This is a genomic window from Leifsonia araucanica (genome assembly GCF_051161895.1).
GTDB lineage: Bacteria > Actinomycetota > Actinomycetes > Actinomycetales > Microbacteriaceae > Leifsonia.
The window spans coordinates 2,684,079-2,698,663 of sequence record NZ_JBMBTW010000002.1 but is presented as its reverse complement, the minus strand read 5'-3'; the positions used below and the strand labels follow the sequence as shown (position 1 = coordinate 2,698,663).

General features: G+C 71.0%; 15 protein-coding genes. 5 read left to right on the top strand and 10 right to left on the bottom strand.

Annotation, left to right across the window (positions count from 1 at the left end):
- The first annotated feature begins 6 nt into the window (after positions 1-6).
- From ACN6M5_RS12980 to ACN6M5_RS12970, 3 genes are all read left to right on the top strand, one after another.
- Positions 7-2,841, top strand: a complete 2,835-nt coding sequence (locus ACN6M5_RS12980; protein ID WP_434950451.1) for a hypothetical protein — start codon at positions 7-9, stop codon at positions 2,839-2,841.
- 123 nt (positions 2,842-2,964) lie between these two features.
- Entirely contained in the window at positions 2,965-5,256 is a 2,292-nt protein-coding gene (locus ACN6M5_RS12975; RefSeq protein ID WP_434950449.1) for a glycoside hydrolase family 3 C-terminal domain-containing protein, read from the top strand.
- Between the two features lie 92 nt (positions 5,257-5,348).
- Entirely contained in the window at positions 5,349-5,687 is a 339-nt protein-coding gene (locus ACN6M5_RS12970) for a hypothetical protein (RefSeq protein ID WP_434950447.1), read from the top strand.
- A gap of 42 nt (positions 5,688-5,729) precedes the next feature.
- Here the strand turns inward: ACN6M5_RS12970 and ACN6M5_RS12965 are convergent, their stop codons facing one another.
- From ACN6M5_RS12965 to ACN6M5_RS12955, 3 genes are all read right to left on the bottom strand, one after another.
- Positions 5,730-5,972 carry a hypothetical protein gene (locus ACN6M5_RS12965; protein WP_434950445.1) on the bottom strand — a complete coding sequence of 81 codons (243 nt, stop codon included), beginning with the start codon at positions 5,970-5,972 and terminating at the stop codon, positions 5,730-5,732.
- Between the two features lie 182 nt (positions 5,973-6,154).
- Positions 6,155-6,355, bottom strand: a complete 201-nt coding sequence (locus ACN6M5_RS12960; protein ID WP_085367333.1) for a hypothetical protein — start codon at positions 6,353-6,355, stop codon at positions 6,155-6,157.
- Positions 6,356-6,437: 82 nt separating this feature from the next.
- Positions 6,438-6,737: a hypothetical protein gene (locus tag ACN6M5_RS12955; RefSeq protein WP_085367332.1), complete on the bottom strand. Its 300-nt coding sequence runs from the start codon at positions 6,735-6,737 to the stop codon at positions 6,438-6,440.
- Between the two features lie 96 nt (positions 6,738-6,833).
- Here ACN6M5_RS12955 and ACN6M5_RS12950 point away from each other — a divergent pair, with 96 nt between their 5' ends.
- On the top strand, positions 6,834-7,205 hold the full coding sequence (locus tag ACN6M5_RS12950; RefSeq protein ID WP_434950443.1) for a cupin domain-containing protein: 372 nt from the start codon (positions 6,834-6,836) through the stop codon (positions 7,203-7,205).
- Positions 7,206-7,296: 91 nt separating this feature from the next.
- Here the strand turns inward: ACN6M5_RS12950 and ACN6M5_RS12945 are convergent, their stop codons facing one another.
- The 6 genes from ACN6M5_RS12945 to ACN6M5_RS12920 form a co-directional block, all read right to left on the bottom strand.
- Positions 7,297-8,025 carry an SDR family NAD(P)-dependent oxidoreductase gene (locus tag ACN6M5_RS12945; protein WP_434950441.1) on the bottom strand — a complete coding sequence of 243 codons (729 nt, stop codon included), beginning with the start codon at positions 8,023-8,025 and terminating at the stop codon, positions 7,297-7,299.
- Positions 8,026-8,029: 4 nt separating this feature from the next.
- Positions 8,030-8,680: an HAD family hydrolase gene (locus tag ACN6M5_RS12940; protein ID WP_085367329.1), complete on the bottom strand. Its 651-nt coding sequence runs from the start codon at positions 8,678-8,680 to the stop codon at positions 8,030-8,032.
- A gap of 111 nt (positions 8,681-8,791) precedes the next feature.
- Positions 8,792-9,337 (bottom strand): NUDIX hydrolase, encoded by a 546-nt coding sequence (locus ACN6M5_RS12935; RefSeq protein ID WP_434950438.1) that lies wholly within the window; start codon positions 9,335-9,337, stop codon positions 8,792-8,794.
- Between the two features lie 255 nt (positions 9,338-9,592).
- The gene (locus ACN6M5_RS12930) at positions 9,593-10,111 is read right to left on the bottom strand and encodes a GNAT family N-acetyltransferase (protein ID WP_434950436.1); all 519 of its coding nucleotides are present in this window, start codon (positions 10,109-10,111) and stop codon (positions 9,593-9,595) included.
- Between the two features lie 92 nt (positions 10,112-10,203).
- Positions 10,204-11,226: a Gfo/Idh/MocA family protein gene (locus tag ACN6M5_RS12925; protein ID WP_434950434.1), complete on the bottom strand. Its 1,023-nt coding sequence runs from the start codon at positions 11,224-11,226 to the stop codon at positions 10,204-10,206.
- A 156-nt stretch (positions 11,227-11,382) separates the two neighbouring features.
- Positions 11,383-12,390, bottom strand: coding sequence for a Gfo/Idh/MocA family protein (locus ACN6M5_RS12920; RefSeq protein WP_434950432.1), 1,008 nt, complete (start codon positions 12,388-12,390; stop codon positions 11,383-11,385).
- A gap of 168 nt (positions 12,391-12,558) precedes the next feature.
- On the opposite strand from ACN6M5_RS12920, the gene ACN6M5_RS12915 reads away from it, so the two are divergent.
- Positions 12,559-13,500: a phosphodiesterase gene (locus ACN6M5_RS12915; RefSeq protein WP_434950430.1), complete on the top strand. Its 942-nt coding sequence runs from the start codon at positions 12,559-12,561 to the stop codon at positions 13,498-13,500.
- Positions 13,501-13,523: 23 nt separating this feature from the next.
- Here ACN6M5_RS12915 and ACN6M5_RS12910 read toward each other — a convergent pair whose 3' ends face one another.
- Positions 13,524-14,549, bottom strand: a complete 1,026-nt coding sequence (locus ACN6M5_RS12910) for a LacI family DNA-binding transcriptional regulator (RefSeq protein ID WP_434950428.1) — start codon at positions 14,547-14,549, stop codon at positions 13,524-13,526.
- Positions 14,550-14,585: the final 36 nt, after the last annotated feature.

The following is a 14,585-nucleotide window of genomic DNA, read 5'->3' as shown; positions in this document are numbered from 1 at the left end:
GGCACCATGACGGACAGCGCGACGGCCGGCGGCGCCGACGGGAAGCCGAAGCCGAACCACATCCTCGAACTGCGCATCCACGGGATCAAGAACACGCCGCCGGCGGAGATGCTGGGCGTCGACAAGTCCGATCTGCGGCAGTACCAGGGCGACGAGAACGGCGGCTTCTGGCTGGCGACGCGCCTGCCGGAGCCCGACCCTGACGACGACACCCCGAACCCGGCCGTCCCTCCGCCGGATGTGCGCCGCGAGGCGTACTCGTGGGGCGCGATGGCGCGATACGGCGGCGGCGCCCTCGTCGTCATCGGGCAGTTCTTCGTGCAGATCGCGTGGCTTCTGCTGCTGCCGTTCGGCCTGACGAACAGCGCGTACTGGACCAGGCGCATCCCGAATCAGAATGCGGGCGGCGAGTGGCGGGGCGGCGTGGGGGTGACCTCGCTGCGAGTGTTCGCGCTGGGGCTGACCCTGCTCTATGTCTGCGCCCTCGGCTCGGTGAGTCTCGACCTGATCGGCACCCAGTGTCTCGGCGGAGCCGGCTGCCCCGCCCTGCCCTCCGGCGTGCTCGACTTCCTCACCTCCGGTTTCCTGGCCGAGCGCGGTCGTCAGCTGGCGGTGCTGTCGCTGGTGCCGATCGGCGGGGTGATCGTGCTCTACCTCGTCTCGCACAGCGCGCGCACCCGCTACGAGGCCGGCATCTTCAACACCGTGCGCCGGATGCGGAACGCCGACACCCCGAAGCGCGCCACCGAGCGGCGCCCGCTCAGCGTCGAGGGCTTCTGGCAGCAGTCCCGCGTCGGATCGCCGACGGAGTGGCTGCACCTGTCCGGCGCGTTCTGTCTCATCGCGCTGCTGCTGGTCTGGGACCGGGTCTTCGCCGGTGCGCCCGGCTGCGGCGAGCTGCAGTCGTTCGGGCCGAGTGGATGCGTCGCCCGCCTTCTCGGCCCGGGCGGAGGTCTCTGGTACTTCACGGCGGCGGGCGTCGTCGCCGCGGCGGGCATCGTGTGGATCGTGGTCCGCATCGTCCGCTCGTCCGACACGGTCAACCATTCCGGGGAACGGCTCGCCGCGTTCCTCCGCGACGAGCAGCGCCGCCGCGAGACGGTGGCCGCGATCACCCTCGCCGCCTCGGTGGTCCTCTACGTGCTCGTGCTGGTCGCGCTGTTCGTCAACGGCGCGTACCACCGGTCTCCGTCGTTCGCGTTCCTCGGCCTGGTCTCCGCGCCGTCGATCATCCTGGGCGTGCTGGTCGCCATCTGCATCTCGGCGCTCGGGTGGCGCCGCGGCGTTCCGCACGTGCTCTCCATCGCGCTGATGACGGTCTCCGGGCTCACCTTCCTCATCGGGGTGTCGATGAACCCGGCGCGGCTCGGCGGCCAGCCCGGCGCGTTCCAGTGGGTGTACTACCTCGTGGCCGGGCTGTTCCTGGCGGCGCAGCTCGTGCTCGTGGGGGTGTGGCCGCGCATCCACGGCACCAGAGAGCGGTACCGCACGGAAGGCTGGGCCGGGATGGGGCCAGGGGTGTGGATGCTGCTGTCGCTCGGGGCGGCGATGCTGCTGTCCACGCTGCTCGTCCTCGGCGTGCAGAGCTGGCTCGGCAGTGGCACGCCGGCTTGTGGCTGCGCCGCCCCGGTCGGCCGCGCGCTCGACGCCCCGATCGCGTTCAGCAACTTCGGCGACGTGGTGCCGCTGATCGCGGTGTTGCTGCTGCTCTTCGTCGCCGGCATCGTGGTGCTCAGGATGCTGTGGGTGCCCAAGCTGACCACCCCGCCGACTCCGGGAGGCTCCCGCCCGCTGCTCGAGCCGGTGGAGGAGTACAAGGACGGCGTCATCGAGCGCGGACGGACGACGGACCGGCTCGCCATGCGGATGCTGCGCGCCCGACGGTTCGCCGCCCTCTTCCACCGCGGCGAGCCGATCCTCGGCGTGCTCGCCGGGCTGTTCGCTGTGGGGTTCGTGGCGGCGCTCGCCGTGTCGAAGACCCAGTTCTTCGCGTGGATCGACGGCTTCGTCGCCCCGGCGCTCGGGCTGATCGCGGTGAGCGCCGTCGTGCTCATCGCCGAGAACGCGATCACCACCAAGGAGCGGCCCATCGGGGTGATGTGGGACCTGATGTGCTTCCTCCCGCGCGCAGGGCATCCGTTCGGGCCGCCCTGCTACGCCGAGCGGGTCGTGCCGGAGCTGCGAGACCGCGTCGTCGACTGGCTCACCCACGATCTGAAGCCGCCGCCCGGTCTGAGCATCGCGGAGCAGCTGGCGTGGAAGGAGCAGCAGGAGGAGGACGCGCTCAGCCACGAGCGGCCGTTCAGCGTGATCCTGACCGCGCACAGTCTCGGAGCCGTACTCGCGGTCTCGTGCCTGTTCACGTTGCGGCCCTCCCAGCAGGACCAGCTCCGCAACGTGGGCCTGCTCACATACGGCACGCAGCTCCGCACGTACTTCGGCCGCTTCTTCCCCGAACTGTTCGGACCGGGACCGCTCGGGACGCCGACCCAGCTCACGCCGTCCCTGCGCCGCGCGGACCCGTGGTTCACGCAGGTGCAGGCCGACCACGGCGGCACCGATGTCCCTCCTCCGCCCTCCGACACCGCCGACCCGACCCTCGTCGGCCTTCTCACCCAGCCGAACGGCGAGATCGCCTGGTTCAACCTCTGGCGGCGCACCGACTACCTCGGCTTCCCCGTCTTCAGCCACCGCGCCAACCCCGTCGACGGCGGTGCGGACGAGTTCGGTCCCCCGCGCTACCTCGTCAAGGTCGCCACCCACCCCGACTACCAGTCCACCCCTCAATACACCGCCAACCTCACCCGCATGATCACCCTCCTCTCCCACCCCCGCAAATAATCGAGTCCGAAGTTATTCACGCGACACACCGCATCCACCCGTGAACAACTTCGGACTCGATTTTCAGGAAACCGAGCGGTGTAAGGTATTTGCACGCAGACAGATCACGTTCGAAGGAGAATCATGGGTCGGCTGACACGCGCGTCCGAGTTGAACACCGAAGAGAAGGCTGCGCTGACGAGCGGCGCGAGTTTCTGGGAGACCGAGGGCATCGACCGGGTGGGCATCCCGTCGATCTACCTCACCGACGGTCCGCACGGTGTGCGCAAGCAGGCCCAGGGAGGGGACCACCTCGGCATCGGCGACAGTGTCCCGGCCACCTGCTTCCCGCCCGCCGTCGCCCTCGGCTCGTCGTGGGACGCCGAGCTGCTCGAACGCGTCGGCGCCGCCCTCGGCGAAGAAGCGAAGGCGGAGGGTGTCGGCGTGCTGCTCGGCCCCGGCATCAACATCAAGCGGTCTCCGCTCTGCGGCCGCAACTTCGAATACCTGTCGGAAGACCCCATCCTGAGCGGGCGGCTCGGCGCATCCCTGGTCCGCGGGCTGCAGTCGCAGGGTGTCGGCGCCTCGCTGAAGCACTTCGCCGCCAACAACCAGGAGACCGACCGGCTGCGCGTGAGCGCCGACGTGGACGAGCGCCCGCTGCGCGAGATCTACCTCCGCGGCTTCCAGCACGTCGTGCAGCACGCGGCCCCGTGGACCGTGATGTGTTCCTACAACCGCATCAACGGCGTCTACGCCAGCGAGGACCCGTGGCTACTCACCCGCGTGCTCCGCGACGAGTGGGGCTTCGACGGCGTCGTCGTCTCCGACTGGGGCGCCGTCAACAACCGGGTGGATGCGCTGGTCGCCGGCCTCGACCTGGAGATGCCGTCGAGCGACGGCGTCACAGACGCGCAACTCGTCGCCGCCGTGCGGGACGGCTCCCTGGAGGAGTCGGTGCTCGACACCGCCGCCGACCGCGTGATCGACCTCGTGCAGAAGGCGGTCGACAACGCCGACGCGTCCGCGACGTACGACCGGGATGCGCACCACGCGCTCGCCCGCGAGGTGGCCGCCCGCAGCGTGGTGCTCCTGAAGAACGACGGGGTGCTCCCGCTCGCAGCCGCATCCGGTCGCAGCATCGCCGTGATCGGCGAGTTCGCGCGCACCCCGCGCTACCAGGGCGCCGGTTCGTCGCAGATCGTGCCCACCAGGCTCGACAACGCACTCGACGAGATCCGCGCGCTGGCGGGCCAGAGCGCCGTGACCTTCTCAGCCGGTTACACGCTCGGCAACGCTGGTGCCGACACCGATGCCGCTGCTCTCACCGCCGAGGCCGTCGCCGCCGCACAGGCGGCAGACGACGTGCTGGTCTTCCTCGGTCTGCCGGACGAGGACGAGTCGGAGGGCTTCGACCGCGAGCACATCGAACTTCCGGCAGCGCAGACCGCCCTCCTGGATGCGGTCATCGCGACCGGCGCGCGCGTCACGGTGGTCCTCTCCAACGGTGGCGTCGTCCGCGTCTCCGGATGGGCGGACAGGGTGGCGGCGATCGTCGAGGGCTGGCTGCTCGGACAGGCGGGCGGCGGTGCCATCGCCGACGTGCTGTTCGGCGTGGTCAACCCGTCCGGGCGTCTGGCGGAGAGCATCCCGCTGCGGCTGGAGGACACGGCCTCGTACCTCAACTTCCCCGGCGAGAAGGGGCACGTCCGCTACGGCGAGGGCCTGTTCGTCGGCTACCGCGACTTCGACGCGCGGGATGCGGAGGTCAGCTTCCCGTTCGGCCACGGCCTCTCGTACACGGAGTTCGCGTTCTCCGGTCTCGCCGTCTCCGGCGACGCCGACGGCATCGAGGTATCGCTGGACGTCGCGAACACGGGGGAGCGGGACGGTCGCGAGATCGTGCAGGTCTACGTGTCCGTGCCGAGCTCGTCGGTGCAGCGCCCGGTGCGCGAGCTCAAGGGCTTCGCGAACGTGGCGGTGGCGGCGGGCGCGTCCGAGCGCGTGAGCGTGCGCATCCCGAGCGAGGATCTGGCCGTCTACGACACGGCGCAGGAGCGCTGGGTGGTCGAGGGCGGCGAATACGAGGTGACGGTCGGTGCGTCGTCGCGCGACCTGCGCGGCAGCGCGACGGTGGCACTGGCGGGAGACGCCGGGCTGCCGCTGCTGGCCTTCGACTCGACGCTGGGAGAGTGGCTGGCGCATCCGGTCGGCGGGCAGATCCTGATGGGCGCGCTCGCGCAGTCGGGGGGCGGAGCCGTCGCGGGAATGCTCGATGACCCCAGCCTGCGCCGCATGGCGGAGTCGATGCCGCTGAACCGGGTGGCGGCGTTCCCCGGCAGCCCGGTCACGGCCGAGCAGATCCACCAGCTGGTGGCGGCCGCGAACGCGGCGACGGCGGCCGCAGCGAACGCCCCGGCGGGCGTGCCCGCGTAACGTACACCGCTGCCGGACCGGCCTGAACCCCCTTGCGAGAGCGAGGGGGTTCGGCGTTTGCTGGGGCTGAACCGGAGCGAGAGGAGCATCGGATGAGCGACACCAGCGGACTGCCGAACACCACGAGCGAGGGCGTGCCTGCAGAGGACGACCCGACGCGTTTCGAGGGCGGTGACGGTGCAGATCGCGACGCGCAGTCGGCCGAGCCTGCGGAGACCGCCGACACACCGGATGCGGACGCGCAGGATGCAGACGCGCAGGGCGCCGACGCACCGGATGCGGACACCGGCGCTCAGGCCGAGCCGGACCTGACCACGGGCGACGCCGCCTCCACCGGCGCGGAGGGTGCGGAGCCGCCGCCCGCCGAGCTCGACCCGGCGCAGAATCCGTCCAACCCCGACCTCGTCGACACCACGGAGGCTCCTGACTAGCCGTCCCGATCGACGTGGAAGCCCCGCTGGCCCCCGACAGGGTCAGCGGGGCAGTCGTGTCCAGCGGTGGATGCACACCGCACCGGCCACACCGAGCGCAGCGGCACAGACGGCACCGGCGACGAGCAGCCCCACCGCGGTCCGGCTCAGCCCGGTGTCGGCGGCGAACGTGCCGCGTGAGGCCGCAACGACGAACGCAGCGGAGAACAGCACGAGCAGGGAGCTGGCGAGATAGCCCGTCAGCGCATCGCTTCGTGCGCGGAAACGCATTCCGCGGTCGGTCACGGTCGGCCTCCCTCAGTGGTCGCAGTCGTGGGTGGGGCCCGACCGGCCCCACCCACGGGGGACGCCGTCACCCGGTTCGGGCGTCCGAGAGACCGCAGAGGCGAGCACCTCGCGCGATGGGATGTCTCTCACGAGAGGAGACGGCGAACTGCCGGAATCCTGACGCGAGACGTGCGAAAAACTCAGCGAGGGGGCTGGCGGGACACGAACATCCACGCGGCGCCGACGGCCACGCCGACGATGAGGAGGGCGATCCCGGTGACCAGCACGGGCGCTGTGCCGCCGACGCGCGGAAGCAGCAGGCCGAGGGCGAACGCGACGACGCCGACGTTGATGAGCACCGCGGCGAGCCAGCCGAGGGTCGTGCGCAACGTCGCCTTCACGCTCGTATCGTAAGCCAGGACTGCTCCGCAGGGCCGGGGCGCGCGCATCCGGTCGCTGGGGATGAGCGGGAGGAGCGGCGGATCAGGCCTCGCCCTGGTTGCCGGTGGCGCCCGGCGCCGGCTCCAGCGCCTCGTTGATGAGCGACGCGACCAGCATCTTCCAGTCGGACCCCTCGTGCAGCGTCTCGACGTGCCCGGGCGGAATGGCGCCGAACACCGGCTCGTGCTCCTCGCCCTCCCTGGCGACCCGCACCAGCACGCCCAGCTCGGCGTGGGACTCGTCCAGCACCACCCAGCGGCCGGGGGCCTGCTTCTCGACGTGGAAGATGCGGCTGCGATACGGGAATCGCACACTGGACATTTCGAGTTCGCTGGCGGACATAGCGTGCCCCTCTCGTCGGATGCTCGTTAGGCAGCATCCAACGCCCGCACGGCCCTCTGCGCAACCATTTTCCTGCCGCGGACCTAGGTTGGACCCATGAGCGACTCCGTGCACAACCTCGACGACGCCATCGCATCCATCGCCGAGCACTGGCAACCGCACCGCCTGACGAGCGTCAACGACTACGACGTCAAGGTCGTGAAGCTGCTCGGAGAGTTCGTCTGGCACACGCATCCGGAGACCGACGAGCTGTTCCTGGTGCTGTCCGGGCGCCTCACCATCCAGCTACGCGACGGGGATGTGCACCTCGGCCCGAACGACGTGTTCGTCGTGCCGCGCGGGGTCGAGCACTGCCCGCTCGCCGAGGAGGAGGTGCGGGCCGTGCTGTTCGAGCCGAAGGGCACGGTCAACACCGGGAATGTGGGCGGCGAGCGGACGAGCCAGCTACGCGAACTGCCGGACGCGTAGACGCCGGATGCGCAGACGCCGGATGCGCAGACGCCGGATGCGTAGACGCCGGATGCGCTGCCGCCGGATGCGCAGCCCGGGCCGCGCGCGGCTAGAGGCCGCCGGTCACCCGGATGGTCGTGCCGGTCGCGTAGGACGCATCCGGCGACAGCAGCCAGGCCACGGCGCCGGCGATCTCTTCCGGCTGCCCTCCGCGACCGAGCGGGACCGTCGGCGCCACGATGTCCGGACGGTCGGGCTCGGGATGGAAGTCGGTCCAGATCGTGCCGGGGGCGACGCCGTTGACGCGGATGCCGAGCGCGGCGACCTCCTTCGAGAGGCCGACGGTGACCGCATCCACTGCCGCCTTCGCCGCCGCGTAGTGCACGTAGCGGCCGGGGCTGCCGAGGTAGGCGGACGCGGAGGAGATGTTGACGATTCCGCCGCCGCTCGCGCCGGGAGCGCTCATCGCGCGCACGGCGTGCTTCGCGCAGATCAGCACGCCCACCAGGTCGACGTCGATGTCGCGGCGCACGGCCGCGATGTCCGCGTCGGCGAGCAGGCCGAATGCGCTGGCCGACCCCGCATTGTTGACCAGTCCCGTCACCGTGCCCAGTTCGGACGCCGCCGCGAACACGGCCTCGACCTGGGCTTCGTCGGTGGTGTCGACGGCGCAGACGATCGCGAGCCTGCCCGCTGCGCGCACATCGGCCGCGACCGCTTCCGCGGATTCCACGTCTGTGCGATAGCAGACGACGATGTCGTGACCGTCCGCGGCGAGACGGCGGCTGATCGCCGCCCCGATGCCGCGGCCTGCACCTGTGACGATGGTGAGAGGCATGACCTCAGACTATGGCGTCCAGGTTCTTCAGCAGCTGCGCCGGATCCTCGAACACCGCAAACGCCCCGGCGTCGGTCAGCTCGCGCTCGCCGACACCGCCGCTGAGCACCCCGACCGAGCGCAGGTGCGCCCGCGCCGCCGCCTTCAGATCCCAGACGGAGTCGCCGACCATGATCGCGTCGGACGGCGTCGCGCCCGCCCGTTCGAGCGCCACATTCAGGATGCCGGGGTCCGGCTTGGCCGTCTCGACGTCGTCGGCGGAGGTGGTGGCGTGGATCGCATCCGGAGCGTCGATGGCGTCGAGCAGCAGGTCGAGCTCGTCGTCCGGTGCCGAGGTGGCCAGCACCACGGCGATGCCGCGGGACGCGATGGCGCGCAGCAGCTCGGGCACCTGGTCGAAGGCGCGCAGCCGCGGCGCGAGCTCGCGGTAGTAGCGGGAGTGCAGGTCGGAGGCTCTGCTCATCCACTCGTCGTCGTGGTCGCCGGCGACCGCGCGCAGCAGCCGGTCGGAGTCCTGTCCGATCGCACGGTGGATGCGCCACGCGTCGGTCGGGGAGCCCAGCTCGGCGAGCGCGCGCTGCCAGGCGTCGACGTGCAGGAAGTTGGAGTCGACGAGCGTTCCGTCGACGTCGAAGAGCACAGCGGTGACCGTCATGCTTCCTGTCTACTCGCTGAGCGCGGGGAGGCAAGGGGCGCGGCTCGGAGCGCCGGGCGGTGGGTGGTGCCGTCGGGCGGTGCGGCCAGGCCGTGAAGCCGGGCTGTGGCGTCAGGCGGCCAGACGCTCCCTGGCGGTGCGCAGCCGTTTCGACAGCCCCGGAACGGCGTCGGCGGGCAGCGCGTCGAGGTCGAACCACTCGACCGCGTCGCTCTCCTCGTTGGCGCTGGGCACCGCATCCCGTGGCGCCTCTGCGGCGAACAGCAGGTCGAGGTGGATGTCGCAGCCGCCGAACCGTTCGCCCAGCTGCTGCGCCTGCAGGTCGATGGCGTCGGTGGACAGCATCCGGAACGACTCGAGCCCGCTCTCCTCCGTCACCTCGCGCGCCGCCGCCGCGGCCATGTCCGCGTCGCCCGGTTCGAGGTGCCCGCCGAACTGCACCCAGAACCGCCCTTTGCGGTGGAACGCGAGCAGCACCCGCGTCCGCTCGGGATCGAACACGACGCAGCTCGCCGTGACGTGCGCCGGGCCGCCCTTGAACAGCAGCTCCTCGCCCCCGTGGATGCGTTCGGCCACCGACGCGAACAGGGTCCGCTCCGGCCGCCCGAACCACTGCGGCGCTGTGGTGAAGAACTCGCTGGCGGTCTCGCGGTCCACGGTCCTCCTCGGTGGCGGCGGGTCTCGGTTCCTTCGAGGGTAGCGCTCCGAGCACGCGGCGGATAGCGCACTGCGCGCCCGGCGGACACAGCTCCGCCGCCCAAAGCGGCGGGGGTTTGAAAGCCACGGGGCGGCGGAGTGCGGCGTTCGGACGACGCCTCCGAGCACAGTACGCACCCCGCCCATCCCCACCACCGGGTTGACTCCACCCCGAGATGCCAGTAACTGTCGCGAAACGCCCGGGATGCGCCGCAGTTACTGGTGTCTCGCGGCCAGACGCCGCCAGACCGTGAGGGGGCGGCCGTCGACGTGGGTGCCAGAGCGTGTCGGCACGAAACCGCAGCGGGTCGCGACGGCCTCGCTTGCAGCATTGCCGTCGAGGGTGCTCAGCCGGACCTCGGGCACGCCCTGGGCGTCGAGCCACGCGACCAGCGCGTTCACCGAGGCCGTCACCACCCCGCGGCCCCGGCCTTCGGGCGTGAGCGCGTAGAACACCTCGAACCCGTCCTCGCCGCGGCCGAAGCCGGCGGTGCCGACCGGCACCCCGCGCTCCTCGACCACGTACCGGATGCCCGACCCCGCGTCCGCGCTGGCCACGTTCCGCGTGGCGCGCTCCTTCGCCTGCTCCTCCGTCATGTCGGCCGCGTACATCGTCCAGACGGGCACATCCGGCACCCGGGCCAGCTCCAGCTCGATCCGCCAGTCCGCCGCCTCGAGCCTTCGCAGCACCACGCCGCTCGCCCCAGCCTCGACCCGCCGCGGAAACGCATCCATCCCCCCACGCTACCCACGGCGAGATGCCAGTAACTGTCGCGAAACGCCCGGGATGCGCCGCAGTTACTGGCATCTCGCCAGCGACGCCGGCCCTACACCGCGGCGAGGCTGGGGACGGCGGCGACCGCGCGGGTGCGCGCGGAGTCGTACGCGCCCAGGATGATGCCGAGCACCTCGATGCCCTCCTTCTGGGTGTGGATGGGGCGGGTGCCGTCGAGGATGCTGCGCGCGAAGTGCCCGAGCTCCTCGCCGAACTGGTCGACGGGCTCCAGGTCGAGGATCACCGGCTCGCTGCCGCGCAGGCGGTAGCTGAGGGTGGTGCCGTCGCTGGTCAGGCTGCCGAGCGAGCCGACCGCCGAGAAGCGCTCCGTACTGTCGGCGGCGTCGTACGCCCAGCTGGTCACGACCGTGCCGATCACGCCGTTGTCGAACCGCACCACCACCGTGGCCGAGTCCTCGCCCTCCATGAAGGTGAGGCGGTGGGTGGCGAGCATCGCCGTCACCTCCACCGGCGAGCCGCCCGCGAGGTGCAGCAGCAGGTAGCTGGGGTGGTATCCGGTGTCGATCAGTTCGCCGCCGCCGCTCGTGGCCGCGTTGGCACGCCAGCCCATCGTGGACGGGTCGAAGTCGTTGTAGAAGCTGTCGGTCGTGCGCACCTCGTAGACGGTGCCGAGCGTGCCGGACTCGATCAGCTCCTTCGCCGCCGCCACCGCGGGCAGGAACAACTGGTTGTGGGCGCACATCAGCGTCACCCCCGCCTCTTCGACGGCCGCGGAGACCTCTCGGGCCTCCTCCGGCGTGAGGCAGAGCGGCTTCTCGCACAGGATGTGCTTGCCGGCGCGGGCGGCCGCGACGATCGCGCCCTTGTGCAGGTGGTGCGGCAGGCAGATGTCGACGGCGTCGATGTCGGCCTCGGCGAGCATGTCGCGGTAGTCGGCGTAGATGACGGCGCCGGTGTCGCCTGCGCGAGCCTCGGCGGAGGCGCGCACGGGATCTGCGACTGCGGAGAATGTGATCGTGTCCGGGTTGAGGGCGTACCCGGCGACGTGGGCGCCGGCGATGCCGCCCGCCCCGATCAGGCCGATGCGGACGGTGGATGCATTGCTGGAAGTCATGAGTGTCTTTCTGGTGAGTGAAGCGAAGGAGAAGGGGTCGCTGGACTGCCCGGCGACCAGTGGATGCGCGACGCGCGAGCGCCCGGAGCGCGAGCGCCCGCAGCGTGAGCGCGCGACGCGCCAGCGCCCGACGCGCCGACGAAGGAACGGGCCCGGCTACACGACCGCGCGCGCAGCCGCGACCGGCACCGCAACGCCGCTCGCCGCCGACGCGTTCGCCGCGACGACCATCCTGGTGAGCGCCAGCGCGTGGTCCAGGTTCGCGTCGGCCGTCGTGCCGGAGTGGATGCGGTCGACCCATTCCGCGAACGCGCCGTCGAGCGCATCCGGGATCGGCAGCTCGCGCCACTCGTCGCCGTGCTCGCCCCCGCCGACCAGCAGCGTCGGGCCGCCGAAGCCGTAGACGGCCACGCCTTCCGTGCCGCGCAGTTCGATCGTGAACTGGCCGGGTGCAGAGGCGACGCTCGCCTCGAACACGCCGAGTGCTCCGCCGGGGAACTCCGCCGTCACGACGGCGTTGTCCTCCACCGGATGCCCGGTGACCGAGCCGTACACAGCGCTGACCGCGAGCGGTTCGGCCCGGTGGAACAGCCGCGTCAGGTAGGCCGGGTGGCAGCCGAGGTCGGTCAGCGCGCCGCCGATCGCCTCCTCCGGGTTGCCGAACCGGTCGGGCAGCCAGCCGGCCACCCAGCCGTCGTGCGCGAGCCGCACGCGCGAGTACGTCAGCGTTCCGAGCGCGCCCGAGTCGATGAACTGCTGGAACGCCTGCGTGTACCCGTCGTAGAGGCGGGGCAGCGAGACGACGAGCGCCACGCCAGCGGACGCCGCTGCGGCGACGATGTCCTCCGCCTCGTCGGCCGTGGGCGCGAGCACCTTCTCGGTGAAGACGTGCTTGCCTGCAGCGATGGAGCGCAGGATCACGTCGTGGTGCTGGTCGGTGGAGGTGGTGATGGTCACCGCATCCAGAGTGTCGCGGGCGAGCAGCTCGTCGAGGTCGGGGACGAACTCCACCCCGAAGGCTTCCGCTGCGGCGCGGCCGCGTTCTTCGTCGTCGTCCCAGACGGCGACGAGTCTGGTGTCCGGATGCTGTTGCGCGGCTTTCGCGTAGTCTCCGGCATGCACATGCCAGAAGCCGATCGCGGCGACGGTGAGGGGTTGGGGCATTGCAGTAGGCCTCCCTGCCTGTATTCGTTGCGCGCGAACGCATCCAGCCTAGCCAGTTCCGCCCGGCGGTCGTCAACTTTTGCCGCACACTGGGCGAAAGTCGCGCGGGGGTCGCGGCGCGCCGCGTTCGTTCACGGAGCGTTCAGACTGCGGTGGTGGGATGGGCGTGTGAAGACGCGAATCGCGGAATACCCGCGGCCGGACCACTTCCTCGTGCACATCAGCGACACTCACCTCCTGGCGGGAGGTGAGAAGCTTTACGGCTCCGTCGACAGCGCGCACCACCTCCGCAGCCTCCTGGCCGACCTCGAAGCGTCCGGCGGCAGGCCGGAGGCCATCGTGTTCACGGGCGACATCGCCGACAGGGGACAGCCGGATGCGTACGCGGAGGTCCGCGCGATCGTCGACCCGGTCGCGGAGCGCCTCGGCGCCCGCGTGGTCTGGGTGATGGGCAACCACGACGAGCGCGACGCGTTCCGCTTCGGGCTGCGCGACGAGCTCCCCGCTGCCGAGCCGATCGACGACGTGTTCTGGTTCGGCGGCCTCCGGGTGATCGCCCTCGACTCGAGCGTGCCTGGCCACCACTACGGCGAAGTCACGGATGCGCAGCTCGACTGGCTCGCCGCCGAGCTCGCCTCGCCCGCACCGGAGGGCACGATCCTGGCCATGCACCACCCGCCGGTCCCGAGCGTGCTCGACCTGGCCGTGTCCGTCGAGCTGCGCGACCAGTCCGGCCTTGCCGAGGTGCTCGACGGCAGCGACGTCCGCAGCATCCTGGCCGGTCACCTGCACTACTCGTCGATGGCGACCTTCGCGGGCATCCCGGTCTCTGTCGCGTCGGCCAGCTGCTACACGCAAGACCTCACCGTGCCGGTCGGAGGTACCCGCGGCCGTGACGGCTTCCGCGCCTTCAACCTCGTGCACGTGTACCCGACGACGGTGCTGCACTCCGTGGTGCCGCTCGGCGCCTCCCCGGCGCTCGACTACATCGACCCGGACGAGAGCGCCCGCCGCCTCGCCGCCGACGGCATCCGCATCCCGCCCCGGCGAGTGGATGCGGGCGGCAGGCACGACCCGTCGCCCACCACCCCGATCCAGGTCATGGCGTGACGGACGTCATGGCGTGACGGACGTCATGGCGTGACGGACGCCGCCCCTGTGCTCTCGCGCGGCAGCAACAGGTGCGGAGCGACGATCTCCTGAGCAGGCAGGGTGGGGTCGTCGATCCTGGCGGCGATGCGTGCGATCGCCTGTTCGGCGATGAACGGCGTGTCCAGTGAGACGGTGCTGAGGGACGGGCGCGCGTACCGGCCCTCCTCGATGTCGTCGATGCCGATGATGGCGACGTCGTCCGGCACCTGCAGTCCGGCGTCGAACACGGCGCGGGCCGCGCCCATCGCGAGCAGGTCGGAGTAGCAGAAGATCGCATCCGGCCGAGGGGACTCGGTGAGCAGCGACGACGCCGCGGCGTATCCGTCGGCGCGGCTGTAGTGGTCGGCCGACCGGATGAGGGACGGCTCCGGGCCGAGGTCGGCGCGTTCGAGGGCCGTGGTGTACCCCTCTGTGCGCTGCAGCGGGGTGGTGTAGTGCTCTTTCGGCTGCGCGCCGATGGCGGCGATGCGGGTGCGGCCGATGGCGATCAGGTGGTCGGTCGCGTCTGCTGCGGCCTGCACGTTGTCGATGGCGACGTGATCGAACCGGCCGTCGAAGGTGTGCTCGCCCAGGAGCACGAGCGGCATGGTCTGGGACTCGGTGACGCCGCTGAGCTCGGATTCCGTGGCGAGCGGGGCGAAGAGCATCCCGTCGAAGAGCATGTTGCGGTCTGTTCCGCGGAGGAGGTCCTGTTCGCGCTCGTGATCGTGGCCGGTCTGGTCGATCATCACCTGATAGCCGACCTCGGCCGCCGCGGTGATGACATCGCGCGCGAGCTCGCTGAAGTACGGCACGTCGATCTCGGGGACGACCAGGGCGAGCAGGCCCGTGCGGCCGGTGCGCAGGGTGCGGGCGACGGGGTTGGGCCGGTAGCCGAGCTCGTCGATGGCCTGTTCGACGCGCGCGCGCATCTTCGAGCTCACGTGCTCGTATCCACTCACCACGTTGGAGACGGTGCGCACGGACACGTTCGCGTGCTCTGCCACATCCCGGAGCGTTGCCGCCATGCTCTCTCCTCTCGACCAACCGACGTTTGCAACGAT